Origin of the sequence: Pseudomonas sp. RIT357 (assembly GCF_000632245.1) — a bacterium.
GTDB classification, from domain to species: Bacteria; Pseudomonadota; Gammaproteobacteria; order Pseudomonadales; family Pseudomonadaceae; genus Aquipseudomonas; species Aquipseudomonas sivasensis.
On the sequence record NZ_JFYX01000047.1, the window covers coordinates 104,890 to 131,313 of the forward strand.

Annotated in this window: 21 protein-coding genes and 1 pseudogene; 7 read left to right on the forward strand and 15 right to left on the reverse strand. The window is 60.0% G+C overall.

The window, feature by feature from the left end:
* Positions 1–27 precede the first annotated feature (27 nt).
* The gene (groL, locus tag BW43_RS03765; RefSeq protein ID WP_032890825.1) at positions 28–1,674 is read left to right on the forward strand and encodes a chaperonin GroEL; all 1,647 of its coding nucleotides are present in this window, start codon (positions 28–30) and stop codon (positions 1,672–1,674) included.
* Between the two features lie 77 nt (positions 1,675–1,751).
* Here the strand turns inward: groL and BW43_RS03760 are convergent, their stop codons facing one another.
* Both BW43_RS03760 and BW43_RS03755 read right to left on the reverse strand, forming a co-directional pair.
* Positions 1,752–2,471: a phosphatase PAP2 family protein gene (locus BW43_RS03760; RefSeq protein WP_032890827.1), complete on the reverse strand. Its 720-nt coding sequence runs from the start codon at positions 2,469–2,471 to the stop codon at positions 1,752–1,754.
* Between the two features lie 50 nt (positions 2,472–2,521).
* A complete protein-coding gene (locus BW43_RS03755) occupies positions 2,522–4,471 on the reverse strand; it encodes an LTA synthase family protein (RefSeq protein ID WP_032890829.1) in 1,950 nt (649 codons plus the stop codon).
* A 201-nt stretch (positions 4,472–4,672) separates the two neighbouring features.
* On the opposite strand from BW43_RS03755, the gene colR reads away from it, so the two are divergent.
* From colR to BW43_RS03730, 5 genes are all read left to right on the forward strand, one after another.
* On the forward strand, positions 4,673–5,356 hold the full coding sequence (gene colR / locus BW43_RS03750; protein WP_027605482.1) for a two-component system response regulator ColR: 684 nt from the start codon (positions 4,673–4,675) through the stop codon (positions 5,354–5,356).
* On the forward strand, positions 5,346–6,626 hold the full coding sequence (locus tag BW43_RS03745) for a HAMP domain-containing sensor histidine kinase (protein WP_032890831.1): 1,281 nt from the start codon (positions 5,346–5,348) through the stop codon (positions 6,624–6,626). The genes colR and BW43_RS03745 overlap by 11 nt, the downstream gene beginning before the upstream one ends.
* A 188-nt stretch (positions 6,627–6,814) precedes the next feature.
* Complete coding sequence (locus BW43_RS03740) at positions 6,815–7,495, forward strand: class I SAM-dependent methyltransferase (protein WP_032890833.1); 681 nt, start codon at positions 6,815–6,817, stop codon at positions 7,493–7,495.
* Between the two features lie 4 nt (positions 7,496–7,499).
* Complete coding sequence (locus tag BW43_RS03735) at positions 7,500–8,219, forward strand: lipopolysaccharide kinase InaA family protein (RefSeq protein ID WP_032890835.1); 720 nt, start codon at positions 7,500–7,502, stop codon at positions 8,217–8,219.
* On the forward strand, positions 8,216–8,443 hold the full coding sequence (locus BW43_RS03730) for a hypothetical protein (protein ID WP_032890836.1): 228 nt from the start codon (positions 8,216–8,218) through the stop codon (positions 8,441–8,443). The genes BW43_RS03735 and BW43_RS03730 overlap by 4 nt, the downstream gene beginning before the upstream one ends.
* A 54-nt stretch (positions 8,444–8,497) precedes the next feature.
* Here the strand turns inward: BW43_RS03730 and BW43_RS03725 are convergent, their stop codons facing one another.
* From BW43_RS03725 to BW43_RS03705, 5 genes are all read right to left on the reverse strand, one after another.
* Positions 8,498–11,524, reverse strand: coding sequence for a multidrug efflux RND transporter permease subunit (locus BW43_RS03725; RefSeq protein WP_032890839.1), 3,027 nt, complete (start codon positions 11,522–11,524; stop codon positions 8,498–8,500).
* Between the two features lie 3 nt (positions 11,525–11,527).
* On the reverse strand, positions 11,528–12,658 hold the full coding sequence (locus BW43_RS03720; protein ID WP_032890841.1) for an efflux RND transporter periplasmic adaptor subunit: 1,131 nt from the start codon (positions 12,656–12,658) through the stop codon (positions 11,528–11,530).
* 201 nt (positions 12,659–12,859) lie between these two features.
* Positions 12,860–13,957, reverse strand: a complete 1,098-nt coding sequence (locus BW43_RS03715; RefSeq protein WP_032891083.1) for a DUF1513 domain-containing protein — start codon at positions 13,955–13,957, stop codon at positions 12,860–12,862.
* Positions 13,958–13,959: 2 nt separating this feature from the next.
* Complete coding sequence (locus tag BW43_RS03710; protein WP_032890843.1) at positions 13,960–15,024, reverse strand: imelysin family protein; 1,065 nt, start codon at positions 15,022–15,024, stop codon at positions 13,960–13,962.
* Positions 15,025–15,055: 31 nt separating this feature from the next.
* Complete coding sequence (locus tag BW43_RS03705; protein WP_032890845.1) at positions 15,056–16,495, reverse strand: di-heme oxidoredictase family protein; 1,440 nt, start codon at positions 16,493–16,495, stop codon at positions 15,056–15,058.
* Positions 16,496–16,633: 138 nt separating this feature from the next.
* On the opposite strand from BW43_RS03705, the gene BW43_RS03700 reads away from it, so the two are divergent.
* The gene (locus tag BW43_RS03700; protein WP_032890847.1) at positions 16,634–17,197 is read left to right on the forward strand and encodes an NAD(P)H nitroreductase; all 564 of its coding nucleotides are present in this window, start codon (positions 16,634–16,636) and stop codon (positions 17,195–17,197) included.
* 125 nt (positions 17,198–17,322) lie between these two features.
* On the opposite strand, the gene BW43_RS29660 is transcribed toward BW43_RS03700, so the two are convergent.
* The 8 genes and pseudogenes from BW43_RS29660 to gap all read right to left on the reverse strand — a co-directional run bounded on the left by BW43_RS29660 (position 17,323) and on the right by gap (position 26,351).
* The gene (locus BW43_RS29660; RefSeq protein ID WP_371260757.1) at positions 17,323–18,078 is read right to left on the reverse strand and encodes a methyl-accepting chemotaxis protein; all 756 of its coding nucleotides are present in this window, start codon (positions 18,076–18,078) and stop codon (positions 17,323–17,325) included.
* A 102-nt stretch (positions 18,079–18,180) separates the two neighbouring features.
* Positions 18,181–19,512 (reverse strand): annotated as a pseudogene (locus BW43_RS29665) (HAMP domain-containing protein); the annotation flags it as partial.
* A gap of 85 nt (positions 19,513–19,597) precedes the next feature.
* Positions 19,598–19,999: a YbaN family protein gene (locus BW43_RS03690; protein WP_032890851.1), complete on the reverse strand. Its 402-nt coding sequence runs from the start codon at positions 19,997–19,999 to the stop codon at positions 19,598–19,600.
* Between the two features lie 172 nt (positions 20,000–20,171).
* Complete coding sequence (locus BW43_RS03685) at positions 20,172–20,780, reverse strand: biliverdin-producing heme oxygenase (protein ID WP_032890853.1); 609 nt, start codon at positions 20,778–20,780, stop codon at positions 20,172–20,174.
* A 134-nt stretch (positions 20,781–20,914) separates the two neighbouring features.
* The gene (locus BW43_RS03680; protein WP_032890854.1) at positions 20,915–23,479 is read right to left on the reverse strand and encodes a TonB-dependent receptor; all 2,565 of its coding nucleotides are present in this window, start codon (positions 23,477–23,479) and stop codon (positions 20,915–20,917) included.
* A gap of 115 nt (positions 23,480–23,594) precedes the next feature.
* Positions 23,595–24,563 (reverse strand): FecR domain-containing protein, encoded by a 969-nt coding sequence (locus BW43_RS03675; protein ID WP_032890855.1) that lies wholly within the window; start codon positions 24,561–24,563, stop codon positions 23,595–23,597.
* Between the two features lie 74 nt (positions 24,564–24,637).
* Positions 24,638–25,156: an RNA polymerase sigma factor gene (locus BW43_RS03670; protein WP_032890856.1), complete on the reverse strand. Its 519-nt coding sequence runs from the start codon at positions 25,154–25,156 to the stop codon at positions 24,638–24,640.
* A 193-nt stretch (positions 25,157–25,349) separates the two neighbouring features.
* Positions 25,350–26,351 (reverse strand): type I glyceraldehyde-3-phosphate dehydrogenase, encoded by a 1,002-nt coding sequence (gene gap / locus BW43_RS03665; RefSeq protein ID WP_032890857.1) that lies wholly within the window; start codon positions 26,349–26,351, stop codon positions 25,350–25,352.
* Positions 26,352–26,424 lie beyond the last annotated feature (73 nt).

The window sequence follows — 26,424 nt, forward strand, 5'->3', positions numbered from 1 at the left end:
CTACAAAGTATTTAAGGAATATCGATCATGGCTGCTAAAGAAGTTAAATTCGGCGATTCCGCCCGTAAAAAAATGCTCACCGGTGTCAACATCCTGGCTGACGCAGTAAAAGCTACCCTGGGCCCGAAAGGTCGTAACGTGATCATCGAGAAGAGCTTCGGCGCTCCGACCATCACCAAGGACGGCGTTTCTGTAGCTAAAGAAATCGAACTGGAAGACCGTTTCGAAAACATGGGCGCGCAGCTGGTCAAAGACGTTGCCTCCCGTGCCAACGATGACGCAGGCGACGGTACTACCACCGCCACCGTTCTGGCTCAGTCGATCGTCAACGAGGGCCTGAAAGCCGTCGCTGCCGGCATGAACCCGATGGACCTCAAGCGCGGTATCGACAAGGCCACCATCGCCGTTGTTGCCGAGCTGAAAAACCTGTCCAAGCCATGCGCTGACACCAAGGCTATCGCTCAGGTAGGTACCATCTCCGCCAACTCCGACAGCTCCATCGGCGACATCATTGCCGAAGCCATGGAAAAAGTCGGTAAAGAAGGCGTGATCACCGTTGAAGAAGGCACTGGCCTGGAAAACGAACTGTCGGTTGTAGAAGGCATGCAGTTCGACCGTGGCTACCTGTCCCCGTACTTCGTCAACAAGCCAGAAACCATGGTTGCCGAGCTGGAAAGCCCGCTGATCCTGCTGGTCGACAAAAAGATCTCCAACATCCGCGAAATGCTGCCAGTGCTGGAAGCCGTTGCCAAAGCCGGCCGCCCACTGCTGATCGTTTCCGAAGACGTTGAAGGCGAAGCCCTGGCGACTCTGGTTGTGAACAACATGCGTGGCATCGTCAAGGTTGCAGCCGTTAAGGCTCCAGGCTTCGGCGACCGTCGCAAGGCCATGCTGCAGGACATCGCTGTTCTGACCGGCGGTACCGTAATCTCCGAAGAGATCGGCCTGAGCCTGGAAAGCGCCACCCTGGAAAACCTGGGTAGTGCCAAGCGCGTGACCATCTCCAAAGAAAACACCATCATCGTTGACGGTGCTGGCGTCGATGGCGACATCCAGTCCCGCATCAACCAGATCCGCGCCCAGGTTGCCGAGACTTCCTCGGACTACGACCGTGAAAAACTGCAAGAGCGTCTGGCCAAGCTGTCCGGCGGCGTTGCAGTGATCAAGGTTGGCGCCGGTTCCGAAGTCGAAATGAAAGAGAAGAAAGCCCGCGTTGAAGACGCCCTGCACGCAACCCGTGCAGCCGTTGAAGAAGGCGTGGTACCTGGCGGTGGCGTTGCGCTGATCCGTGCCCTGGAAGCCCTGGTTGACCTGAAAGGCGATAACGCTGACCAGAACGTCGGTATCGCTGTTCTGCGTCGCGCCGTTGAATCCCCACTGCGCCAGATCGCTTCCAACAGCGGCGACGAGCCAAGTGTTGTGGTCAACGAAGTGAAGAACGGTAAAGGTAACTACGGTTACAACGCTGCAACCAGCGAATACGGCGACATGGTTGAAATGGGTATCCTGGACCCAACCAAAGTCACCCGTTCGGCACTGCAAGCTGCCGCTTCGATCGCTGGTCTGCTGCTGACTACCGAAGTTGCCATTGCTGACAAGCCAAAGGCTGAAGGCGCTGGCGGTGGCGGTATGCCAGACATGGGCGGCATGGGTGGCATGGGCGGCATGATGTAAGCCAGCCTTACCCCTGTACTGAAAAGCCCCGCCTGCAGTGATGCAGGCGGGGCTTTTTTGTGGGCGTTGCTTTGGGTTCAGGTGTGCGTTGCGCGCTTGGATGGCCGGTACAGCAACATGCAATACAGCCCCAGGCAGATCAGCCAGCAGAAAATCGCCGTCCACACGTTATGGGAAAAGAAGTGTGCGCCTTGCATCATACGGCTGACGGAAAAGACGCTGCCCAAGCCGACGGCGAAGATGAATGCGTAGCGAGCCATGCGCGGCTGCCTGTCCCGCAGTGCAAAAAACAGCGCGAACAAGGCGAATCCGGTGGCGGCATGACCGCCTGGCCAGCAGCGCCCGGGTTTATCGGTGGGCGGGCGAGGGCTCAGCAGTTTGCTGTAGGTTTCCTGACCGCCGAACTCCTGGACACTCCATGGGCACTGGACGCCGGTGATGGTTTTCAGCGGAGAGACAAACGCCGTCGCCAGCCCGAGTGAGAGCACCAGGCAGCCCAGTTCGCGGCGATAGGGTTTGAGCCGTTGGAGGACAAACGTGCCGACAAATCCCAGGATCGCCAAGACCGAGAACAGGATGACCAACTCTTTGGCGCGGTCATGCAGGATGTCTTCGAGGAAGAAACTGTAACGCCCGATGAAACCGCCCTCCGCGCCGTTGTAGAACAGCTTGGCGAGGTCCATGTCCAGCGAGGTCAGCTCCAGCAACAGCAATAGAAGCGCAGCGCCGCCAGGGATGCCGAGGCATAGCCATAAGTTGAGAGGTTTGGAAGCCGGTACGGCGGGGGTGGTTCGCATGGTGAACCCTGGTGAAACAGTCCCGTACTGACCTGTACGGGACGTTTTGGTTAGCGCGTGCTCAATGCCGGGGCCTCTTCCTTGGGCGCCCTCCAGCTCAGCAACTGTTGTTTGAAACCATAACTGGCAGCCTGGTAGTAGCTGATCGCCCGCTGGATCAACGGATCATCGCTGCCGACGCGCAGCTCTTTGCTTTCACCCAGGGCTTGGTCGTGTCGGCGTAGGCCCAGGCGCGGGCTGAGAATGGCCAGGTCCTTGCCGTCGAACAATCCCAGGTGCTGGTAGTTACCGACCACGACCCGAGGTGGCAGTGGGTTTTCCTGCAGCAGGTTACGGCCAAAGAACGTTGATTCGTAGCTCAGGTTGAGCAGGCCCAGCAGCGTAGGCGCCAAGTCGATCTGGCTGGCCAGTTGTGCGCTTTCTCGTGGGTCGATCAGCTTGGGCGCATAGATGAAGAGCGGAATCTGGTAGTTGGTGATGGGCAGATCTTCTTTACCTGCGCTGCCGGCGGTGTGGTCGGCGACGAAGATGAAGATCGTGTTATCGAACCAGGGTTTTTGACGGGCGGCTTCCAGGAATTGGCCGATGGCATGGTCGGTGTACTTCACGGCGCCGTCGCGGCCATTCCCGGATTTGATGTCGATGCGCCCATCCGGGTAGGTGTAGGGGCGGTGGTTGGAAGTGGTCATCAACTGCAGCAAAAATGGCTGCTGCTTGGCGTAGTCGGTGTCGGCCAGTTTCAGGGTTTGTTTGTACAGGTCCTCGTCAGCCATGCCCCAGGCGTTCTTGAACGAGATTTCCGACTCGGGCACGCTGCTCTGGTCCACGACGCGATAACCGTTACCGCTGAAAAACGCGTTCATGTTATCGAAGTACCCGCGCCCGCCGTACACGAACACGCTGTCGTAACCGACGGCCGTGAGTTGCTGCCCCAGGCTGGCGAAGCCGCTTTCACGACCAATGCGCTTGACGATCGAGCGCCCGGGCGTAGGGGGGATCGCCAGGGTAATTGCTTCCAGGCCACGGTCGGTGCGGGTGCCGGTGGCATAGAAGTTATTGAAATACAGGCTCTGTTTGCGCAACGCATCGAGGTAAGGCGTGAGGTTGCGTTCGTCGCCGTTGCTGCCCATGTATTTGGCGCTGAAACTTTCGATAGTCACCAGCACGATATTGGGTTTGCGCGGCGTGCCCGGGTTGGTGATGGCGCGGCGAATATCCAGCGGGTCCTGACCGATAAAACGGGCGTTGGGCTCGCTGAGTTCGGTGCGCATTTGCTGGGCAACGACGTCCGTTGGCAGGGTTTTGTAGAACTGCGGGTAATCCAACTCATTATTACGGAAGGCGGCAAAGAACTGATACGGGCCATTGCTGGCCAGTTCGTTCTTGTAAGCGTTACCGCCCTGGGCGCGTGGGCTGTCTTGGCTGATCAGTTGCAGGCTCAACCCGGTGACGATCAACAGGCCCAAGGCATTCGCCAGCCGGCCACGCATTGTCGGCAGTGGGGCGCTCATCGCCGCGTTGAACGGCTTGCGCAAGGCCAGGCTCAGCACAATGGCCAGCATGGCTAGCAGGCTCAGCAGTTTACCGATCGGATAGGACTCCAACAGGTTGTTCAACACCTCATCGGAATACACCAGATAGTCAACGGCAATAAAGTTGAAGCGCACGCCGAACTCATCCCAGAACAGCCACTCGGCCACTGAGGTAAACAGCATGGCGAACAGGCTGACGGTGAGCACCGCCTGCAGGAACCAGCGGTGACCGCGACGGCGCCACAGCGCGGGTGGGCATAGCAGCAAATACAGCCCCAGCGGCAGTGCTGCGTAGGCCAGGAAACCCATGTCGTACAGCAGGCCCACGCCAAACACCGGCAGCAGGTTGCCGCCGACTTCATCCAGGTGGGTGATGAGCAGTACGCTGCGAGTGAGCAGGAAAATAACCAGCCAGGCACCGGTTACCAACAGCAAATAGCGCATTGGCGCCATCTTGAGAAACCCCATGTCAATGTTCCTTATATCAATGGGGGGCGATCTTCTGCCTGACACTGTAGTCAGTTTGTGAAGCTATAGTGAAAAACTTGTTCAACTCCTTACAAGGTTGAAAACCTTTATCGTCGTACCTCTCAGCTCTATCCCTTAGCCACACTTGGCCTTAAGCTGCGCGAGCCAACACGGCCGTTACCGCGTACGGAGACACTGCCCATGCGAATTCTATTGGTTGAAGACAACCGCGATATTCTGGCCAACCTGGCCGACTACCTGGGGCTAAAAGGCTACACCGTGGACTGTGCGCAGGACGGTTTGTCGGGCCTGCACCTGGCCGCGACCGAGCATTACGACTTGATCGTGCTCGACATCATGCTGCCTGGCATCGATGGCTACACCTTGTGCAAACGCCTGCGTGAAGACGCCCGCCGCGACACACCGGTGATCATGCTCACCGCTCGCGACCAGTTGGATGACCGGTTGCAGGGCTTCAAGTCCGGCGCCGACGATTATTTGCTCAAACCGTTTGCCCTGTCGGAATTGGCCGCGCGTATCGAAGCCGTGCTACGCCGTGCCCAAGGTGGCGGTCGTCGCGCCCTGCAAGTGGCCGATCTTAATTACGACCTCGATACCCTGGAAGTTACCCGCGAAGGGCGCCTGCTCAAACTCAACCCGGTCGGCCTGAAGCTGCTCGCGGTCTTGATGCAGAAGAGTCCCCACGTACTGCGTCGGGAAGTGCTTGAAGAGGCGCTGTGGGGCGATGACTGCCCGGACAGCGACAGCCTGCGCAGCCATGTGCACCAGTTGCGGCAAGTGATCGATAAGCCGTTCGCCAAACCGCTGCTGCAAACGGTGCATGGTGTGGGTTACCGCTTGGCCGAGGGCCGTGATGGAGTTTAAGCAAAGCCTTGCCCAGCGGATCATCATCGCCTTTGCCTTGATGAGTGCGTTGGTGGCGGGCGCCTTCGCCATGGGCATCGTTGCGACCGTGCACCTGGTGGAAGAGAAGTTGATCTCGGCAGGCTTGGGCGGTGACTTGCAGCGCCTGCTGCTGATGGACACCGTTGAGGACTGGCGGCACCGGCCCGAGCCCGATCAGCTGTTTTACTTCAGCGGTGGCCCCGGCGATTTTGAATTGCCCAAGGACCTGCGCCATCTGGAGCCAGGGTTTCATGAGGTGTTTCGTGAGGCGCTGTCGTACCACGCTATGGTCGAAGTAGTCGACGGTCGGCGCTATGTGCTGCTGCAAGATCAAAGCGATTTCGAAGAGCGCGAGCGCGTGCTGTTTGCCGTGGTGTTGGTGGGCTTCGTGCTCAGCCTGGCGCTGGCGGTGTTCCTCGGTTGGGTGCTGGCCCGTAAGGTGATGGCGCCGGTGGTGCGCCTGGCTCGTCAGGTGCGCCACCGTGACCAGTTGCTTGGCCTGGCGCCGCCCCTGGCGCCCGACTATGCCGCCGACGAAGTGGGGGAGTTGGCCGTGGCCTTCGACGCCACGCTGGGGCGCCTGCGTCAGGCATTGTCACGCGAGCAGTTGTTTACCAGCGATGTCAGCCACGAACTGCGCACGCCCCTGATGGTGCTGGCCAGTTCCTGCGAACTGCTACTGGAAAACCCCGCGATCGATCAGCGTGGGCGTAACCAGGTCGAGCGAATCGCCCGTGCCTGTGAAGAAATGCGTGAACTGGTCCAAACCTTCCTGATGCTCGCCCGTGCCCAACATGACGATGGCAGCATGTCGCCCAAGGTCAACCTGTCGCAGGTGGCTGATGATCTGCTTGGCATTTGGCGCGAGCCCATTGAGCACAAGGGCCTGGAGTTGATCTACCAGCCGGGCAACCCTTTGGATACCCGCTACAACGCGACCTTCCTGCATGCCGTGATGGGCAACCTGTTGCGCAATGCGCTGCATTACACCGAACGCGGTTTTATCCGGCTGACCCTGGAGCCTACCGGGTTTGTGGTGGAAGACAGCGGCGTCGGCATTCCCGAAGATAAGCGCGAAGCGATGTTCGAGCCGTTTGTCCGCGGCAGTGAGAAGCGCGGTGAGGGCCTCGGATTGGGTTTGTCACTGGTCCAGCGCATCTGCGAGAACCAGGGCTGGAGCGTTACCCTCAGCACTATGGAACCCAATGGCTGTCGCTTTCATGTTCAGTTGAGTCAGGTCAACGCCTGACCGTTTCCCCTGCCGTTATCCTGCCAGAGATCGCCGTAATTCGGCGAAGATGGCCCCATGATATTGCTTGTATCTGTAAAGTCTTGAAATATATGAGATTGGACAGGACAAGTTTTTCACAATGGGTTGACCTGTTGATCACAGGACGCTGCTTAAGGTTGTAGGCATCAGCAACAGGAGATCCGTTGATGCCTACCCCGATCAAACTCGAATTTTCCGACAAGTACGACGACGAACACGCCCACGAATATTTGCTCAAGCATCAGGACAATTTGGCCCGCCGCTTGTCCCACAAGCGCGACGAACAATTGGCCCGTGGTGCGTTGGCGATGGCGGGTGAGCCTAGCCTGGTGCTGGACTTGCCGTGTGGTGCGGGGCGCTTCTGGCCGTTGCTGGCGGAAAAACCCAACCGTGTGATTATTGGCGCCGACAATTCCGCGTCGATGTTGAAGGTCGCAACCGCCGCCCAACCGGCGGATGTGGTGAAACGGGTACGACCTTTGCAGACATCTGCCTTTGATATCGATTTGCCGGATAACTCGGTCGATAGCATTTTCTGTATGCGCCTGTTGCACCACATTGGTGATCCGGCGCACCGACTGGCGATATTGCGGGAGTTTCAGCGTGTTACCCGCGACAGCGTGATCATTTCGCTGTGGGTCGATGGCAATTTCAAAGCCTGGAAACGCAAACGCCTTGAAGGGCAGCGACGCAAGAACGGTGAGCAAGAAGGTTACCAAAACAGATTTGTGTTACCAGCTGCTACTGTTGAAGCAGAATTTGAGCAAGCGGGTTTCCGTGTTCAGGATTCTCTGGATTTCATCCCGCTGTACGCCATGTGGCGAGTGTATGTATTGCGCAAGAGGTAAGAGCATGGCAGTTGAGTGCGTAGCAGGCAGTCACGTAGCTCCCGAAGAAAGATTTGATTATTTCTGGCGCCAACAAGGCGAGTGGGTCGAAGAGCCCAATCGTCGTCGCGGCGGTGAAAGTGGTGTGCAGCGAGTGATGAGCGCCAATGGGCGTCTTCTCTACAGCAAGCGCCAGACTGGCCACATCTACCGCAGTTGGCTGCACCCCTTTGGGCGCCCTACGGTGCTGCGCGAGCGTGATGCCCTCAAGGGGCTGCGCTTGCTGGATGTGCGGGTGCCGGAGTTGGTGTTCTGCGAGGCGCGCCGCGATGCTGAGCACCAGTGGCAGGCGTTGCTGGTTACCGCGTCCCTTGACGGTTTTGACGAAATTGAAAACTGGTACTCCGCGGGTGGCCGTGAACGCTACGGCGAATTGGTCCACGAGCGCGTACTCAAGGAATTGGCCTGCACCCTGGCACGTATGCACAAGGGGCGTTGGCAGCACGGTTGCCTGTACATCAAGCATATCTTTGTAAGGGTGACGGGCGAGGGCGACGCGGCCAACGTGGAAGTGGCACTGCTGGATTTTGAGAAGTGCCGCCAGCGCATTACCGCTCATAAGGCAGCGTCCCACGACATGCTGCAACTGCGCCGCCATTCGTCGTGGAACGATAGCGACTGGGCAAAACTCAGCTACTTTTACGAGACGGCGTTTGGCAGCGCTATCAAGGGTTTAACCAAATGAAGCTAGAAATAGCACGAGGTGTGTTTCTGGTAGGGGCGTTAGGCGTTGCAGCCTTGGCCCTGGCCGCGTGGGAACAGCCTCGCACACAGGTACTCAGTGCGACGCAGGACGGGGCGCAATGCCTGTTGCCGCGCGTCGTCAAGGCGAGTGTGGCGGCCAAGCCTGATCACGAGTTGCTCCTGTTCATGTTTGGAATGTCTCAAGGGATGAGGCCGCAGAGTTGAAACGATTTAAACCACCCCGAAAGGGCCTTGCGATGCGAGGCCCTTTTTTTTGCTTCAAGCCTTATCCGGTTTGGCCAGGAGGGTATAAACGCAGGGCAGTACAAACAGCGTAAACAACGTACCGATCGACATCCCCGTCGCAATCACCATCCCGATATCAAACCGGCTGACGGCACCCGCCCCAGTCGCGAAAATCAGCGGCACCATGCCGAACACCATGGCGGCTGTGGTCATCAGCACTGGTCGCAGGCGAATCGATGCGGCTTCCTCCACGGCTTGTCGGGGCGTGAGGCCCTTGTCCTTACGCAACTGGTTGGCAAATTCCACGATCAGAATGCCGTGCTTGCTGATCAAGCCGATCAGCGTTACCAACCCCACCTGGGTGTAGATGTTCATGCTCGACCAGCCCAGGAACAGCGGAATCAGCGCCCCACAGATCGACAACGGCACCGTCACCAGGATCACCAGCGGGTCACGGAAGCTTTCGAACTGCGCCGCCAACACCAGGAAGATAATCGCCAGGGCTAGGCCAAAGGTTACCCACAGCGCCGAGCCTTCCTGAATAAATTGTCGGGACGCACCGCTGTAGTCGAACGCATAGCCGGGTGGGGTTTCTTCAATGGCGATCTGGCGCACCGTGTCGATGGCCTCGCCCATGCTCACGATCGGAAAGCCTGATATCAGCGCCGAGTTGAGTTGCTGGAACTGGTTCAACTGGCGCGGTCGGGCGCGGTCGGTGAGTGTGATCAGGGTCGACAGCGGCAACAATTCACCCTGGGTGTTTTTCACGTAGTAGTTGTTCAGCCAGTCGGGGTTGTCGCGGTAGGCGCGTTCTACCTGAGCGATCACCTTGTAACTGCGCCCATCAAGGGTGAACCGGTTGATCTCAGCCTCCGCCAGCAGGGTTGCCAGGGTGCCGCCGAGGTCTTGCATCGACACACCCATCTGCGCCGCCTTGGCGCGGTCGATATCCACCACCACTTCGGGTTTGTCGAAGGCCAGGTCGATGTCGACAAAGGCAAACTTGCCCGACTCCATCGCGCGCTTTTTCACGCGGTTGGCCACTTCCAGCAACGACTCATAGTCATTGGCGGTGTTGATCACAAAGCCAAACGGCAGGCCCTCACCCGTGCCGGGCAGGGACGGCAGGTTGAAGCCGAACACTTGCAGGCCGGGAATCTGCTCGAGGCGATGCTGCACCTCGGGGAGGATTTGCATCTGGGTCCGGTCACGCCCGTTCCACGGCTTGAGCAGGAAACCGCCGATGCCCGATTGCACGCCGTTGAAGCCATTGATCTGGAACGACGAGTAGTACTCCGGAAACTCCTTGAAGATGTTGATGAACTCGTCGGTGTAGGTGTTGAGGTAGTCCAGGTTGGTGGGCTGCGGCGCGCTGGCAATCATGAAGATGATGCCCTGGTCTTCGTCCGGGGCCAGTTGCGACTGGGTGAACTTGAGGAACACCGGGATCAGGCACAGCACGATCAGCGCAAACACGATCACCACCGGCCGCGTATTCAGGGTGCCGTGGAGCATGCGTTGATAGCGCCGCTTGAGTCTGTCAAAAATCCGGTCGAGGCGATGAGCCAGGCCGCTCGGGTTTTCATCGTGGCGCAACAGCAGGGCGCACATCATCGGTGACAGGGTCAGGGCGACAATGCCGGAAATGATCACCGCCCCGGCCAGGGTCAGGGCGAACTCCTTGAACAGCGCCCCGGTGAGCCCTTCGAGAAAACCAATGGGCGCATACACCGCGGCCAACGTGATGGTCATGGACACCACCGGCAGGGCAATTTCCCGAGCGCCTTCCAGCGCCGCATCCAATGGCGTCTTGCCTTCCTCGATATGCCGGTGGATGTTCTCCACGACCACGATGGCATCGTCCACCACCAGGCCGATGGCCAATACCATCGCCAGCAGCGTCAGCAAGTTGATCGAATAGCCCATCAATTGCATGAAAAACAGCACGCCGATCATCGACAGCGGGATGGTGATCACCGGGATCACCACCGAGCGCAACGCGCCGAGGAACAGGAACACCACCACAATGACGATCAGTACCGCCTCAAACAGGGTCTTGACCACTTCGTTGATGGAGGCCTGGATAAATAGCGTGGCGTCGTAGGCAATTTCTGCCTTGAGGGTGGGCGGCAGCTGGGCTTCCAGCTCCGGCATGATCTTGCGCACTTCCTTGATCACCTCCAGCGGGTTGGCGCTGGGGGTTGCCTTGATGCCGATGTACACCGAGGGCGTGCCGCCAAACGAGCTGATGGCGTTGTAGTTTTCCGCGCCCATTTCTACGCGGGCCACGTCCCGCAGCAGCACACGGCTGTCACCGTCGGTTTTAACGGCGATGGCGCCAAAGGCTTCAGCGGACTTGAGGTCGGTGTTGGCGTTGATGCTGGTCACCACGAACTCACCCTTCACCTCGCCGGCGGCGGACAGGAAGTTGTAACGGCGCACGGCGTCAGTGATGTCGCTGGCGCTGAGGCCGAAACCGGCGAGCTTGACCGGGTCCAGCCAGATACGCATGGCGAACACCTGATTGCCGAGGATCTCCGCTTCTGCCATGCCCGGCAGGGTGGCGAGCTTGGGCTGGATGACGCGAGACAGGTAGTCGGTGATCTGCGGGTTGCTCAATTGCTGGCTGGAGAAACTGATGTACATCAGCGCCGAAGCGTCGGCCGCCTCTTTGCTCAACACCGGGTCTTCGGCGTCTTGTGGCAGTTTGTTTTTTACCTCATTGGCTTTGGCCAGCAACTCGGTAAACAAGCGGTCACTGTTGGCGCCGATGCGCGCGTAGATGGAAATCACCGAAAAGTTCTGGCGACTCACCGACGTCATGTAGTCGATGCCCTCAGCGCTGGCCAGGCTTTGCTGCAACGGCTGAGTGATATAGCCCTGGATGGTTTCGGCGTTTGCACCGGGGTAGGCGGTGGTCACCGTTATCAGGGCGTTTTCCATGGTCGGGTATTGGCGCAGCGGTAACTTGCTGTAGGCCTGCAAACCCAGTAGCACGATGAGCAGGCTGACCACCATGGCCAGCACCGGACGGCGGATAAAGGCGTCTGTGAACTTCATGGCTCAGTGCCCTGCCGGCAGGTTTTTGTCCGGACTGATGGCGATGGGCGTGCCGTTATCCAGCTTGAGCTGACCGGCGCTGACCACCTGCTCACCGGCGCTCAAGCCCTTGCTCACTAGCACCAGGCCGCCGCGTCGTTCGCCGGTCTCGACAAAGCGTCGCTCGGCGATCAGCAGCGGTTGGCCATTGGCGTCCTTTTCCAGCGCGCCGCTCTCGTTCTTCTTCTCGGCCACGGCGTACACCGAGTTGCCGTAGAGGGTGTAGGTAATTGCGCTTTCCGGCACCACGATCTGTGCGGTGGGGTTGGGCAGCAAGACGTCGAGGCTGGTGAACATGCCGGGCAGTAGTGTGTTGTCCGGGTTGGCCAGGGTGGCGCGCACCAGGACATTGCGTGTGCTGTCCTCGACCTTGGGGTTGATTGCGCTGATGCGACCGGGGAATTGCTGCCCGGGGTAGGCTGAGACCTGCACCTGCACGGTTTGGCCGATGGCGACCTTGGGCACCGCGTGCTCGGGGATATAGAAGTCGACATACAGGCTGCTGATGTCCTGCAAGGTGGCGATCACCGTGCCGCTGGCCAGGTAGTCGCCCACGTCCACCTGGCGAATGCCGATGGTGCCGCTGAACGGCGCGACAATATGCTTCTTCGCCAGCGAGGCCTTGAGCTGGTTGACCGTGGCTTTGTTCTTTTGCAGTTGCGCGGACAGGCGGTCGAACTCGCCCTTGGAAATCGCCTGGCTGCCCACCAACTGGCTGCCGCGTCCGTAGTCCAGCTGGGCCAGGCCCAAGTCGGCCTGGGCAGTTTCCAGCAGCGCGCTTTCTACGGCGCTGTCCAGTTGCACCAGGGGTTGCCCGGCCTTGACCTTCTGCCCGGATTCGAACTTCACGTCTTTGACCGTTCCCGCAATTTCCAGGCTCAGGTTGACGCCTTGCAAAGCCTTGAGCGTGCCCACCGACGGTAGGCGTTGCTGCCATGGCTGTTCGACAGCGGTGGCGACGGCGACACTCACGGGCGGCTTGGGTTTGGAAAAGACCTGGATCTGCTGATAGATGGAAAAGGCTTTATAGCCCGCCAGCAGCAGGACGATTAACAGGACGACACCCAACATGATCAGCATGCGACGGCGCAGCATATTCCGGTTCCTTGGAAAAACTGAGACAGACGAAAACAGACAAGCTCGAAACATTACTCCGAGTGTAGTGGGGATTCCAGACGGTATTTTTGACAGGTCAACGGCCCTGTAATAGCCCGACTTGCCGGCGATGGCGCCTTCAAGCCCTGCGGCGATTTGAAGTACACCATTGCCGGCAAATCGGGCGACTACAGGGGGATGTCAGATCAGGTGGAGATGGTTGTCCCAGAGCCCTGCTGGTAATTCCAGCGGTTTGGCGACCAACTGTTTCTGGCGGCAATCGTAGTAGCGGCAACGGCCTTGGCCGGAGGTGACGACAAATCCATCCTCTACTGCACCGACCCCTGCGCAATCGGGTAACGGACCATCAAGACGCAGTTCGCCGCTGTCCATGTCCCAGATAAAGAAGCGATTGCCACGTGGCGCCGTCAATGCCACCAGGCGCAACTCGCTGTGCACCGCGACGCTGGCGGTGTAATGCCCCATGGCCTGCAATTGCTCGTCTGCCACTGGAAACGCCACGAACGGTTGCCCCGGACGCTTGATCGCCAGCAACTCGGAACGCTCCTGGGACGGCCCCATGAACTGCTGCCCGGTAAGGATGGTGCCATCGCTGGCGATGCCCATATGGCGCACGCTGTTCATCTGCTGAGCCAGGGTTTCCTTGCTGATGAGCGTGCCGTCGCGCTGCATCAACACCAGGCTCGGCTCCATGGCATTGAGGTTCATCTCCACGCGGCTTTCGGCTTCGGTGCGAATGCCGCCATTGGCCACGATCAACGTCTCGCCGTCGGGCATCCACGACACCTGGTGCGGGCCAATGCCGTGGGTGGAAAGTTCGCCGCTGTGCACCAGCCGCTCGCCTTCGAACTTATACACACCGAGCAAGCCACGGCCGGGGTCTGACGTATCGTTCTCGGTGGCGTACAGCCAGTCGCCGCTCTTGTGAATCACCGCATGGCCGTAGAAGTGGCGATTGGTGTTCGAGGTGATGGTTTGCAGCAGCGCGCCATCACGCAGGTCGATCAGGTAACTTTCGGTGCCCGGGCGACGGGCGACGAACAGCGCAATCGGCAGTGTCGGGTGGTTGATGATGTCGTGGCAGCGCTGGCCGACCTGAGTGGCAAACACTTGCTTGCCGTCCAAGTGATAGCCCACGGCGTAGTGCTTGCCGTCTGCATCATCGCGCGCCGACAGCAGCAGCGGACCCTTGTCTTTCTGCTTGAACAACGTCCAACCACCCAGTGTGAGTGCGCTGAGCAGTACGCTGCCAACCGCCAAAGCCTGTCGCCTGAGCATCATCAGTCACCGTCGTTGGCGTTAAAGCCCAGTTGGATGCCCAGCGCCTTGGCCAGTTCGCCTTCGTGCAGGCGGTGGACGACGTTGAGGCTGTCATAGATGTCGTTGAGTTGCTGGCGACCGGCGTCATCGTTCAACAGTTCGTTGAGGGTGCGCTGGTTGCTGGCGAACAGTTTCAGGGACGCGGCGTAGGCGGCGTCGATTTTGTCGGCCAATGGTTTCTGATCCGACGGCAGCAGGCCACGCAGGCCTTTGTTGTCGACGCCGACCCATACGGTCTGGGCGGCAGCAAGGCTGGCCTCCAAGCTTTGCAGGGACGACTGGCTGCGCCACGCGTCGGCCTGGAACGGCTGCGGGATGCCCTTGGTCTGGCGGCCCATGGGCGTGCCGAGTTTTTTCTTCAGGCTGTCCAGGGCGGTCACTTGGACGCGCAGCAGGTCGGCGATGGCTTCGTGGGAATCGGCGTAGCGCTGGTTCGGAAACTTGGTCATCTGCGCGAGCATGCCATCGGTGCTGTTCCAGCTGGCTAGGATCTCTTCGGCCAGGGTTTTCTGACGCTCGCCGATGGCCACCAACAGTGGGCAATAACGGGCTTTGTTCGCATCGTCGGCGATGTCGGTCTTGGCGTCGTAGAGGATGTATTCGTAGGCCGACAGGCCTTGCACGACTACGCTGGACTTGGCCAGGGCGGCGCCGTCGATCTGCGGCTGGCTGGTGACCAATTGCTCGACCTGGCGCCCGACCAGGTTTTTCTTGTCCGGCCAGAACTGTATTTGCCATGCACGGTTGCCCTCGGCCAGCGGGCCGATCAGCAGCGGTTGCAACTCGGCCCAGGCTTTTTGCGCATGGATGAAGTCGGCGCGGGCGGTGTCCAGGCTTTCCTTGCCCTGGCAGTAGGCGAGGGCGCTGACGGCCAACTGACGGTCGGCTTCGACCCAGCGGCTGTAGGTCGGCAGGATCACTTGTTTGGCGATCGCAGCAGAGGTCACGGCTTGCGGGTCTTGTGGCGAGCAGGCGCCCAGGGCGAGGGCGGCCAGGCTGGTGAACAACAACTTGGGACGGAACATGTCGAGCTCCCTTCTGTAAGTGGGGCGAAGCTTATAAAGAATTCAGGAACGCCAGCAACGCAGCGCGCTGTTCGGCATTAAAGGACAACACATGCTGCTGCGCCGCTTGTGCCTCACCGCCATGCCAGAGCACGGCTTCCAGCAGGTTGCGGGCGCGGCCGTCATGCAGAAACTGGGTATGGCCACTTACGGTGTGTGTCAGGCCAATGCCCCACAACGGCGGCGTGCGCCAGTCGCGGCCACCGGCCTTGAATTCGCTGCGGTTGTCGGCCAGGCCATCGCCCATGTCGTGCAACAGCAAATCGCTATAGGGACGGATCACTTGGTTGGCCAATTCAGGCTCGGCGGCATTGGCTGAGGTGGTGAACGTCGGCTTGTGGCACCCCTGGCAACCTGCCTGGAAGAACAGGTTTTTCCCGGCCAGGACTTGCGGATCGTTGACCTGGCGGCGCACGGGCACGGCAAGGTTACGGGTGTAGAACAGCACCAGGCGCAGAATGTTATCGCTGACTTCCGGCTCGCCATCGGCGCCATTGCCGTTGGGCGCCTGTTTGCAGGCCAGTTGGGCGTCGGTGCAGTCATCGAAGGGTCTCAGGGACGTAGTGAGGCCCATATCACCAGAAAACGCGTGAACATTTTGTTGATTGAGGTTGGGTTGTCCGGCTTTCCAGCCAAAACGCCCGAGCACGGTTTTTTGCTGGGCGTCATCCCACACCTGATTGGCCCGGCCGACGATGGCTTCTTTATCGGCGGTTTTGGGGTCGGTATTGCGCAGGATGTCCGCGTCGCTGATGGCTTCAAGCAGGCCAAGGCCGATCATCGGCGGGGCGATGCGCGCCGAAAAACGGGTGTCGGGGTGCATTGGGCCGTAGCCGAGTTGGGTGATCTGCAGGTCCGGCTTGCGCAGTTCGACGACGGTGCCGTCCTTGAAGGTGACGTTGACCGATGTGTAGTCGACCCGCACTTTGCCTTCCGGAGTGACGCCGGGCACGGCCATGTCCTGCAATTGCCCGCCGTATGTCGGCTCTGGCACCACGCCTGCTTGCTCGATGAGTTTGGCGTAGGGTTGCTGATCCTGAGTTGGCAGGGCGATCGACAGGCGCACCAGCATCGAGACCGCATTGGCTGCGTCGGGCAACGGCGGGTGGCCACGGCCGTCCTTGATGTGGCAGTTCTGGCAAGCGTTGGTGTTGAACAACGGTCCCAGGCCATCACGGGCGGTGGTGGTGGACGGCGCGATCACCCAAGGACTGCGAAAGAAACTGTTGCCGACGCTGAAGTCCAAGCGGCGCGTCGGCGACAAGTTGGCCGACGGCAGGGAAAACGCGTTCTGGTCGCGCTTATTCACCGTCGTCGCGCCGCCTGCCCGCGATTCACCCGGCTCGGCCTTGGTGAACCTGGGGGCGTCATCGCACGCAGTCAGGCCCAAGGCCATGCATACGACGGACAGACGAAGAAGCGAACGGAACATCGAGTTTCCTGAACGAGCGTGAAAAATATGGTCGCAAAGTCTAACAGGGCCGGGGGGAATGAATAAGAGCAATTATCGTTTGGTGGTCGCCGGTTTATTCCCGCTAGAATGACCGCACATTTTTTCTGGAGGTGGCCAATGCAGGCTCTCGACGCTTTGCTCAACCGTGTTTCCGTGCCGCGTTTGCTGGAGCCGGCACCGACCCAGGAGCAGCGCGACGTGCTGTTCGCCGCTGCTATGCGTGCACCCGACCACGGTCAATTGCGCCCTTGGCGTTTCCTCACCGTAGAAGGCGCCGCCCGTGAGCAGATGGGGACGCTGCTGGCCGAGGCTGCACGCCTGCAAGACGCCGACGCCCCGCAAGCCGCCATCGACAAGGCCCAGAACGGCCCATTGCGCGCACCGCTGGTGGTGGTGGTGATCGCCCGTTTGCAGGAGCACTTCAAGGTACCCAAGTCTGAGCAACTGCTGGCGGCGGCCTGTGCGGCCCACGGCATTCTGTTGGCGGCCTATGCCCAAGGGATTGGTGCGGTGTGGCGTACGGGTGAGTTGTCCTACTCGGCCCACGTTGCCAAAGGCCTGGGGCTGACGGCGGATGAGGAAGTGATTGGCTTCCTCTATTTGGGTACCCCGCAGAACCCGCCGCGTACGGCGCCGAAGGAAGATGTGGCGGCGTTTGTGCAGGCTTGGACGGGTCTCTAAGCAGTACGCGATCAAAATGTGGGAGGGGGCTTGCCCCCGATAGCGGTGTCTCAGTCAATGAATCTGCTGAATGACACACTGCTATCGGGGGCAGGCCCCCTCCCACATTTCACCTGTGGTGTTTCTTAAACCTTGAACTGATCCATGAGTTTCATCTGCTGGCTGGCCAACGCATTGAGTTGGCTGCTGATAGCCGCCGATTCGGTGGCCTGGCCGGTGAGGGTTTCGGTCACGGTGCGGATCGCCGAGACGTTACGGTTGACCTCTTCGGCTACCGCGCTCTGTTGTTCGGCGGCGCTGGCGATTTGCAGGTTCATGTCGCTGATCACCGTCACGGCGTCGCTGATCTTGCCCAAGGCCTGCACGGCCTGATGGATCTGCCCGGCATTGCTCTGGGCCTGGCTTTGGCTTGAGTGCATCGTCGCGACCACGCCACGGGTGCCGCTCTGGATGCGTTCGATCACCAGGCGGATCTCCTCCACGGAATCCTGGGTGCGCTTGGCCAAGTTACGGACTTCGTCGGCCACCACCGCAAAGCCGCGGCCGCTTTCGCCCGCGCGTGCCGCTTCAATCGCCGCGTTCAGCGCCAGCAGGTTGGTCTGTTCGGCAATGCTGCGGATCACTTCCAGCACCGAACCGATTTGCTCGCTGTTGACTGCCAGGGCTTCGACTTCGCCCACGGCCCTGCTGACTTCTTCGGCGAGGATCGTGATGTCCCGCGTACTCTTTTCAATGATCTGCATGCCTTCGCGCGCCGACTGATCGGCACCGCGTGCCGCGCTGGCGGCATTCGAGGCGCTGTTGGCGACGTCATGGGCGGTGGCGCTCATTTCGTTGGACGCCGTGGCCACTTGGTCGATTTCACGGAACTGCACCTGCATGCCTTCGCTGGTCTGGCGGGCGATGGCCGAGGACTGGTCCGCCGTGCCGCGGGCCTCGGTGATGCTTTGCTTGATCTGGGCGATAGTCGGTTGCAGCTTGTCGAGGAAGCGATTGAACCAGTTCACCAGTTCGCCCAGTTCATCCTTTTTACTGTAGGCCAAGCGTTGGGTGAGGTCGCCGTCGCCGCTGGCGATGTCCTTGAGCATCGCGGCCACGCTGTTGATCGGGCGGGTTACGCCGGTGGCGGTCAGCCAGATCAGCAGCAAACCCAGGAGCCCGGCGGCAGCGCCCACCAGCAAGGCCTTGAGGGTGCCGGTCGCCTGGGCTTTGTCGAGGACCTCCTGCAGTTTTACGGTGTCGGCCAGCATCACGTGTTTGGGCAGTTTAATCACCACCCCCCAGGCTTTGGCATCGACGATCGGCTTGACTGCGTAGACCGCACGAATCGTATCGCCCTGCTCAAGATTGACGTGGCTGTCATTGGCCAGCAGTTGCACGATCTCATTGCCCTCGGCGCCCAGCGTATCGATCAGATTTTTGCCGACCCGCGCAGGCTCGCCGCTGTAGGCGGCAATCAGACCGGTGCTGGAGATAACCTCCAGGTGCGCGGCGCCATCGAACAGCGTCTTTTGGGCCGCATCAGCCAGGGTTTGCAGGCTGTTGAGCGCAATGTCCACACCCACCACACCAATCACTTTTCCATCCACCAGCAGCGGTTGGGAAATGGTGGTCATCAATACCGGTTTGCCGGCCACAGTGTCTTCGTACGGATCCAAGAGGCAGGTGCTGCGGGTGTCACGTGGGCAGGTGTACCAGATGTTGTAGGGTGTGCCGTTTAGGTTGGGGGTGGTCTTGGTCAGGTCTTCCTCGACCATGATGGTGTTCAGGCCTTCACCCCCGGCACGGCTCCAGTAGCTGGAAAAGCGGCCTTTTTCATTGGAGACGCGGGCCTTGTCGTTGATGAATTCGCTGTCCTTACCGTCCAAGCCATCGGGCTCGAACGACAGCCAGATTCCGAGCACCTTGTTGTTGCGTTCAAAGGCGGTTTTCAGGCTCTGATTGAGTTCTTCGCGAAGGGCTGCGGGCTCCAGAGCACGTTTGGCGGCGAGGTTGCGCAAGTCTTTGACTTGGTCGGCCAGGGCGGTGACCGCGGTTAGATTCTCGCCGAAGGTTTTCTGCAACTGCACCGCTTGTTCAGCGGCCCTTGCCTGCAACAGGCTTTGCACGCTGCTGGTGAGCATGCGTGAACTTGAATCGCTGATCAGATGGTCGTTCTGGTCCGTTTCGTACAGATTGATGCTCACGATCAGCGTAATCACCCCCAGCAGGCAAAGGCCGGACAGCAGCACGATTTTCAAGCGGATAGAGAGGGTGTCGAACATAGGTTCACTCACGAATGGTCTTGTTGGAATGCACAGCACGGCCAAGTCCATTCAGCGCTATATCCGGAGCATCGGCGCGGTAGGGGCTTTCATGAGCAGAAGGCGATGGGCGGTAGGAAAACGCCTACAGGTAGGGTTATACGGGCTGTGCGAGCCGTTCGGGGCGTGACCAGATCCACAGATTGCCCAGGCTCATCCCGGCAATCGCCAGGTAGATGGGCCAGCCATGGTCGAGCATCACCAGCATCAGGATCGCGCACAACAGCATGCTCACGGTGGCGCTGACTTTGGCCCGGCGCGCGATGATCTTGCCGTTGCGCCAGTTGAACAGGATCGGCCCAAACAGGCGGTGGTTTTCCAGCCAGGCGCTGAGGCGTGGCGAGCTTTTGGTCGCGGCCCAGGCGGCCAGCAGGATGAACTCGGTGGTGGGCAAACCGGGTATCACAATCGCCACCAGCCCGATGCCCAGGCTGACATAGGCCAGCAGGCCAAACAGGATCTGTGCGATTTTCGAGGTGGATTGGGTTTTGCCGGTCATGGTGAAGCTTTTCTTGGGGAAGGTTTACAAAAAAGTCCGAACTTAAATGCGATCAAAATGTGGGAGGGGGCTTGTCCCCGATGGCGGTGGGTCAGTTACCTATTTGTTGGCTGATGCACCGCTATCGGGGGCAAGCCCCCTCCCACATTGGGTTGCATTTCAATTTGCGGGATCAGGCCAGTTCAGGCGCGCTAGCGTACGCCTGTTCCAGCAACACGGTGAAGCGCACAAACGCATCCACCGCGCCTTTTTCTACTGCGGCCTCTTCCTCGGGGCTGAATTGCAGGCCGTCGAGGGTGCGGGTGAAGCTCTTCCAGCCTTCGGCACGACCGCCGGCTGGCTCACCCAAGTGGCGGGCCCCAAAGGTTTCGCTCAAGCCGAGGCCTACGGCGCGCTTGATCAGGAACGCGGCGCCCAACTTGGAGCCTTCCGAGACGAACAGCCAGCCGAGGGCTTCGGCTTTGCTCGGGTTGCTCACTGCACCGGCCACCGCAGCCGGCACTTCGGTGTCCAGGTCGGCGAGGTCCAGCTTGGCGGCTTCGGCGCGGCAGCGTGCGGCGAGGTCAGGCACGATCTTGATCAGTTCGGCGTCGTTGTACAGGGCCACCAGTTCCGACTGGAACAGGTACTGCGCCACCACGAACCGGGCAAAGTTGGCCTGGGTTTCGAACGGGGCATGGGCCTTTACCAGTGCATCCAGCTTGGTGTGCGGCTCGTTGGTGATCTGGTTCAGGCGCTGGGAGCGCAGGCTTGGACGTTCTGCGTTAGGAGAAGCGGTCATGAAAAAGTCCTTGAGAAGGGGAGCGCCTTGGTGCCCGAAAGAGAGCGGTTATCAACTAGACGAACAAGAAGACGCGGCACAGTAAAAAATCCTCACCTCGTCGTTGAAATTTCGACGAGGTGAGAGGGGCTTGGTCAGATATCCCAGATCACGTTAATCGCAAAGTTGCGGCCGGGCTGGGTCAGGCGGTCGAGGTTGGCCGGGCCGGTTACCGCGGCTTCGCCGACGCTGTCGTAGCTGCGTACGTCATCCCAGTTCCAGTACTTCTTGTCGGTGAGGTTGTAGAGGCCGCCGTTGATGGTCACATCGCTGGTGACTTTGTAGTAGGCGGTCAGGTCGACAACGCCGAAGCCTGGGGTTTTGAATGGGCCGCTGGTGTCGCCGTCCGGCGCGTGGAAGGTGGAGCTGTCTACGCGATTCTGCTTCTTCACCAGGGTCCAGCTCAGCAGGCCGCCGTAATTGTCCTGGTCGTAGCCCAGGCCGAACACGCCCTTGAGCGGGTTGACGCTGTTCAGCGGTTCGCCGTTTTGGTCGTTGCGACCGTAGGCATAGGAGACCGCACCCTGGGTGTATAGGCCTTGTGGGGCACCGAATGCATCCAGGTTCAGGCGGCCCTTGGCTTCGGCGCCCTTGACGCTGGCGCGCTTGATATTGACGGCTTGGAACTGCTCGGCAGTGCCGCCGACCACGACGTTGTCTTCGTCGATAAAGTCGCGGTATTTGTTATAGAACACCGCCACCTCGAAGGAACCCTCGTCGAACTTGCCGCGAATCCCGGTTTCGATGCCTTTGCTGGTCTCCGGCTTGAGGTCCGGATTGGGTTCGACGGTGTAGCCTAGGTTCAAGTTTTCAAAGCGGCCGTACAGCGACTTGGCGGACGGCGTGCGGAAACCTTCGGCGTATTGGCCGAACCAGGTGTATTGGTCCGTCAGCGCGTAGGTCAGGCCAAACTTGGGCGTCACGCGGTGCCAGGTTTTCTTCTTGTCGCTCACCGTTTCCGCACCTGTCGGGTTGACGGTGTTGAGGAATGCCTGGGTCAGCTTGGGTTTGAGCTGGGTGTAGTCATAGCGCACGGCGGGGAGGAAGGTCCATTTGTCCCAAGTGATCTGGTCCTGTGCGAACAGCGAATAGGTGTTGATGGTCGGGTCGGGGAAGTCGCTGGCCTTCTTCACGCTATCGGAGGCCATCGGGCTGGGCGCGCCGATGGCGGTGCAACCGCTGCCGACGGCCACGCAGGTGGCGCTGCCCTCGCGCGAGCCGGTGACTTTCTGCTGCTTGAGGGTGGTGCCGTAGGTCACTTGGTGATCGGTTTCACCGAGGCTGAACGCTTTGTCCAACTGTGCATCGAAAACCCACTGTTTTTCCTGGTAGAGCGTGTCGCGTGTGCGCAGGACGCGACGACCGGATTGATAGATTTCGGCGGTGGTCTGGTCGGTCTTGGCGATCTGGTAATTGACGCTGGTCTTGATGCGGTCGGCAATCGGCGACTCAAGGGCGAAGCTGTTTTCCAGGCCGAAACGTTCACGGGTGATGGTGTCGTTACCACGACGATCACGGTAGAGGTTGAAGCCTCGGCCGCCGATGAACGGGCCGCCCACCGCGTTCTTCAGGTTGACGTCGCGATCATCCTTGTACTTCTCGTACGTCAGACCCAGGCGGTTGTCATCGCCATAGTTCCAGCCGAGCTTCGCCAGGATGTTAGTGGTGCGCGCTTCTTCCGGGTTGGCGCCTGTGCGATCCAGGCCGGTGGCGTTGTTGCCGTCGTAGGACTCAGTTTCGTGACCGTTGCGCTGGCTCAGGTGCAGCAAACCGTCGAAGTCTTGAACGCGGCCGGCGAAGGTGCCAGAGGTCAGCCAACTTTCGTCGGCGGAGCTGTAGCCGGTCTTCAGGCGGGCGCCGAAGTCTTGGCCTGGCTTGATGATGTCAACCGGGTCGAGGGTGAAGTAACTGACGGCGCCGCCGATGGCGCTGCTGCCGTAGAGGGCCGACGCCGGCCCGCGCAGGATTTCCACGCGCTTTACGATTTCCGGGTCGACGTAGTTGCGGCGAGTCTTAGCGTAGGGGCCGTTGAAGAAGTTGCCCGGCACTTCCACACCGTCCACTTGAGTAAGGATACGGTCGCCATCGATGCCGCGAATGTTGAAGCCGGCATTACCTGCTCGTGTACCAGCGCCGCCCACCGAGACGCCGGGCTCGTAGCGCACCAGTTCCCGGATGTTGTTGACGTTCTGGCGGTCCAGTTCCTCACGTTCATGCACGCTGACGGTGCTCGGCACGCTGTTCACATCCTGCGCGTTACGGGTTGCGCTGATGGTTACCTGTTGCAGGTTGAGGGTGCTACCCGCTGCGCGCTTTTCCAGCACGATGTTGTTATTGCCCAGTTTGCGGTAGCTCAGGTTGGTCCCCACCAACAGCCGGTCCAACGCTTTTTCTGGCGACAACGGGCCGCGTGCGCCAGGAGACGACACGCCCTGGCCCAGCTCTGCGGGCAGGCCGACTTGCCAGCCGGTCACGGCGGTAAAGGCGTTGAGCGCCGAGACCAGCGGCTGCTGTTCGATGCTGAAGGCGTAGTTGCCCTGGCTGCGCGAAACCGGTTCGGCAGCGGTGGCGGCCATGGCCGGCGCGCCGGCCAGCAGGATGGCGGCAGTCAACAAGGACAGGACGGGCGAAGAAGACCGGCGGTTGAAACGAGAGGACATCGAAAGCGCTCCGGGGGACGAATCTTATAGTTGCGAACCGAATCAAATAGGAATCAGTTGCATTGGCTAAGACGAGACGTACCGCCGAAGGTTATCGAGTAAAAATAATTCTCATTTAGTTCAGGATGACCAGCGCCGGGTATTCCGAGAGCTTGGCAGAGGTGATGTGCGCCAGTGAGCGCACGACGTCCAGGGGTTGATCGAGTCGGTAATTGCCGGTGACCGCGACGCTGGCGAGTTGGTCGTTGGTGTTGACGATCCAGCCGGGGTAATAGCGGCGCAACTCGGCGAGCACTTCGCTCATCGGGCAGTTTTCAAAAATCAGCCGGCCTTGCACCCAGGCCAGGTCCTTATTGGCGTCCAGCTTGGCCGGTTGGCCGAAGCCTTTGGGGCCGATGCGGATACTTTCGCCGGCGCGCAGGCGTACGCGGGCATCGTCGAAAGTGTTGCTCAGGTCGACATCACCGCGCTGCACTTGCACCTGGGCCTCGCCATTGAGGTAGCGCACGGCGAAGGCGGTGTCGCGCACGCTGGCGCGTACCGGGCCGGCGTCGATTTCCAGGGGCTGGCCATGGTTGGGCACAACTTCGAAAAAAGCCTCGCCCTGGTACAGGCGGGCGATGCGCTGGTGGTCCTTGATGCTGCTGGAGAACGCCGAGTTGGTGTTCAGCAATACTTTCGAGCCGTCGTCCAATTGCAGACGTTGTCGTTCGCCCACCACGGTGAGGTGGTCGGCCTGCAGGCGCACCGGCAGGTTGCTGAAGCTGAACAGCCCGATCAGCAACACGGCGGCGGTGGCGAGCGGTTTCCAATGGGGTTTCATTCGGCGCCAGGCGCTGGGCTTGCGCGGCGCGGCCAGGGCCACCGCGGCGCTGTGAACCGGCGCGCCACCCCAGGCTGCCCGGGCCTTGGCGAAGGCGTTGACGTGGGCCGGGTCGCGGGCCAGCCAGGCTTCAAACTCGGCCTGCTGCCCAGCTTGCGGGCACTGCAAGGCAATCAGCCAATCCAGGGCCTGGTCCATAGCCGTGTCTTGCAGCACCTCATAAGCCAGCTCATGAGGGCGCAGTTTATTGGGGTCCGTCACGGTGTTCCTCGGGTCTTCGCCACGTTCTATTCATTATTCCTACAGCTCGGGTCGACATTTCTGTCGCGTGCAGCTTAAGGCCGATCCAGCCGGTCGGCCACACCTACGCAGATGGCCATGATCAATTTCAGTTCCTTTTGCACCGTGCTCAGGGACACGTCCAACTGATCGGCAATCTCCTGATAGCTGCACCCGTGCAGGCGGCTGAGGATGAAAATCTGCTGCTGGCGGGCGCTCAATTGGCCCAGGCTGACGCTCAGGTGTTCAAGCAGTTGCTCGGCCTGAGTCGCATCTTCGGGGGTGCTGATAGGGGCGGCGACGCTTTGCAGGATGTCCAGCGGGACATCTTCCTGCAGCGTGCGGGCCTGGATTCTGCGTGAGCGCAGGTGATCCAGCGCGAGGTTACGTGCGGTTTGATAAACGAAGGGTTCAAGGTGATCGATCGGCCGCTCGCTGAGGGCCCGTGTGACGCGCAGGTAGGTTTCCTGCAGCAGGTCCTCGGCGGTGCTGTGGTTATTCACCATCCGCTGCAAGGTGCGTAGCAGAATCACCCGTTGGGTGAGAAAGACTTGGTTGAAGCGAGATTGGCTCACAGTGATACCAGACCGATTTGCAGCAAATGATAATGCTTATCATCAACTCAAATGGCAAGTGGCTATTTCTCTGGGCCTACTTAGAACAATGTGGGAGGGGGCTTGCCCCCGATAGCGGTGTGTCAGTCAACACATTCCTGACTGATACACCGCCATCGGGAGCAAGTCGAATCGCCCCTCCCAAAGGATCGCTTTATTCGGCGTTACACAGCGCCAGGCAGTTATCCAGCATACGGTTGGAGAAGCCCCACTCGTTGTCGTACCAGGCCAATACTTTGAGCAACTTGCCGCTGACCTTGGTGTGATTGGCGTCGAAGATCGACGACAGCGGGTTGTGGTTGAAGTCACTGGAAACCAGCGGAAGGGTGTTGTAACCGAGGATCTTCGAGTGCTGGCTGGCTTCCTTGAGCAGCGCGTTGACCTCTTCGGCAGTGGCTTCTTTCTTCAGCGTTACGGTGAGGTCTACCAAGGACACGTTGATCACCGGCACGCGCACGGCCATGCCGGTCAGCTTGCCCGCCAGTTCCGGCAGCACCAGGCCCACCGCTTCGGCAGCGCCGGTCTTGCTTGGGATCATGTTCTGGGTGGCGGAGCGCGCGCGGTACGGGTCGGTGTGGTAGACGTCGGTCAGGTTCTGGTCGTTGGTGTAGGCGTGGATGGTGGTCATCAGGCCACTCTCGATGCCCAGCTCGCGGTGCAGCACCTGGGCGACCGGCGCCAGGCAGTTGGTGGTGCACGAGGCGTTGGAGATGATCTGGTGGGACTGACGCAGAATGTCGTGGTTCACGCCATACACCACAGTGGCGTCCGCGCCTTTGGCCGGTGCCGAGATGATCACCTTGCGCGCGCCGGCGGTAATATGGGCGGCGGCCTTGTCACGGTCGGTGAACAGACCGGTGCATTCGAATACCACGTCAATCTTGTGTGCAGCCCATGGCAGGTCAGCCGGGTTGCGAATGGCACTCACGGCAATCCGGTCACCGTTGACGGTCAGGCTTTCCTGATCGTGGGCGACCTCTGCGTCGAATGTGCCATGTACGGTGTCGTATTTGAGCAGGTGGGCATTGATCGAGCTGTCGCCCAGATCGTTGATGGCGACGATCTGCAAATCCTGGCGGTAGCCTTGGGTATACAGTGCGCGCAGGACATTACGGCCAATACGGCCAAAACCATTGATTGCGATACGAAGAGTCATTGGAGAGTGCCTGTCGTCGATTTGTTGTAAGAATTACAAGATTATTCGCATAAAAATAGAAAACAAGCCTTTT

What these genes read in the sequence shown, in the direction of transcription:
- groL (WP_032890825.1), top strand. Translation starts at nt 28, where the DNA reads ATGGCTGCTAAAGAAGTTAAATTCGGCGATTCCGCCCGTAAAAAAATG.
- BW43_RS03760 (WP_032890827.1), bottom strand. Translation starts at nt 2,471, where the DNA reads ATGCGAACCACCCCCGCCGTACCGGCTTCCAAACCTCTCAACTTATGG.
- BW43_RS03755 (WP_032890829.1), bottom strand. Translation starts at nt 4,471, where the DNA reads ATGGGGTTTCTCAAGATGGCGCCAATGCGCTATTTGCTGTTGGTAACC.
- colR (WP_027605482.1), top strand. Translation starts at nt 4,673, where the DNA reads ATGCGAATTCTATTGGTTGAAGACAACCGCGATATTCTGGCCAACCTG.
- BW43_RS03745 (WP_032890831.1), top strand. Translation starts at nt 5,346, where the DNA reads ATGGAGTTTAAGCAAAGCCTTGCCCAGCGGATCATCATCGCCTTTGCC.
- BW43_RS03740 (WP_032890833.1), top strand. Translation starts at nt 6,815, where the DNA reads ATGCCTACCCCGATCAAACTCGAATTTTCCGACAAGTACGACGACGAA.
- BW43_RS03735 (WP_032890835.1), top strand. Translation starts at nt 7,500, where the DNA reads ATGGCAGTTGAGTGCGTAGCAGGCAGTCACGTAGCTCCCGAAGAAAGA.
- BW43_RS03730 (WP_032890836.1), top strand. Translation starts at nt 8,216, where the DNA reads ATGAAGCTAGAAATAGCACGAGGTGTGTTTCTGGTAGGGGCGTTAGGC.
- BW43_RS03725 (WP_032890839.1), bottom strand. Translation starts at nt 11,524, where the DNA reads ATGAAGTTCACAGACGCCTTTATCCGCCGTCCGGTGCTGGCCATGGTG.
- BW43_RS03720 (WP_032890841.1), bottom strand. Translation starts at nt 12,658, where the DNA reads ATGCTGCGCCGTCGCATGCTGATCATGTTGGGTGTCGTCCTGTTAATC.
- BW43_RS03715 (WP_032891083.1), bottom strand. Translation starts at nt 13,957, where the DNA reads ATGCTCAGGCGACAGGCTTTGGCGGTTGGCAGCGTACTGCTCAGCGCA.
- BW43_RS03710 (WP_032890843.1), bottom strand. Translation starts at nt 15,024, where the DNA reads ATGTTCCGTCCCAAGTTGTTGTTCACCAGCCTGGCCGCCCTCGCCCTG.
- BW43_RS03705 (WP_032890845.1), bottom strand. Translation starts at nt 16,495, where the DNA reads ATGTTCCGTTCGCTTCTTCGTCTGTCCGTCGTATGCATGGCCTTGGGC.
- BW43_RS03700 (WP_032890847.1), top strand. Translation starts at nt 16,634, where the DNA reads ATGCAGGCTCTCGACGCTTTGCTCAACCGTGTTTCCGTGCCGCGTTTG.
- BW43_RS29660 (WP_371260757.1), bottom strand. Translation starts at nt 18,078, where the DNA reads ATGCAGGTGCAGTTCCGTGAAATCGACCAAGTGGCCACGGCGTCCAAC.
- BW43_RS03690 (WP_032890851.1), bottom strand. Translation starts at nt 19,999, where the DNA reads ATGACCGGCAAAACCCAATCCACCTCGAAAATCGCACAGATCCTGTTT.
- BW43_RS03685 (WP_032890853.1), bottom strand. Translation starts at nt 20,780, where the DNA reads ATGACCGCTTCTCCTAACGCAGAACGTCCAAGCCTGCGCTCCCAGCGC.
- BW43_RS03680 (WP_032890854.1), bottom strand. Translation starts at nt 23,479, where the DNA reads ATGTCCTCTCGTTTCAACCGCCGGTCTTCTTCGCCCGTCCTGTCCTTG.
- gap (WP_032890857.1), bottom strand. Translation starts at nt 26,351, where the DNA reads ATGACTCTTCGTATCGCAATCAATGGTTTTGGCCGTATTGGCCGTAAT.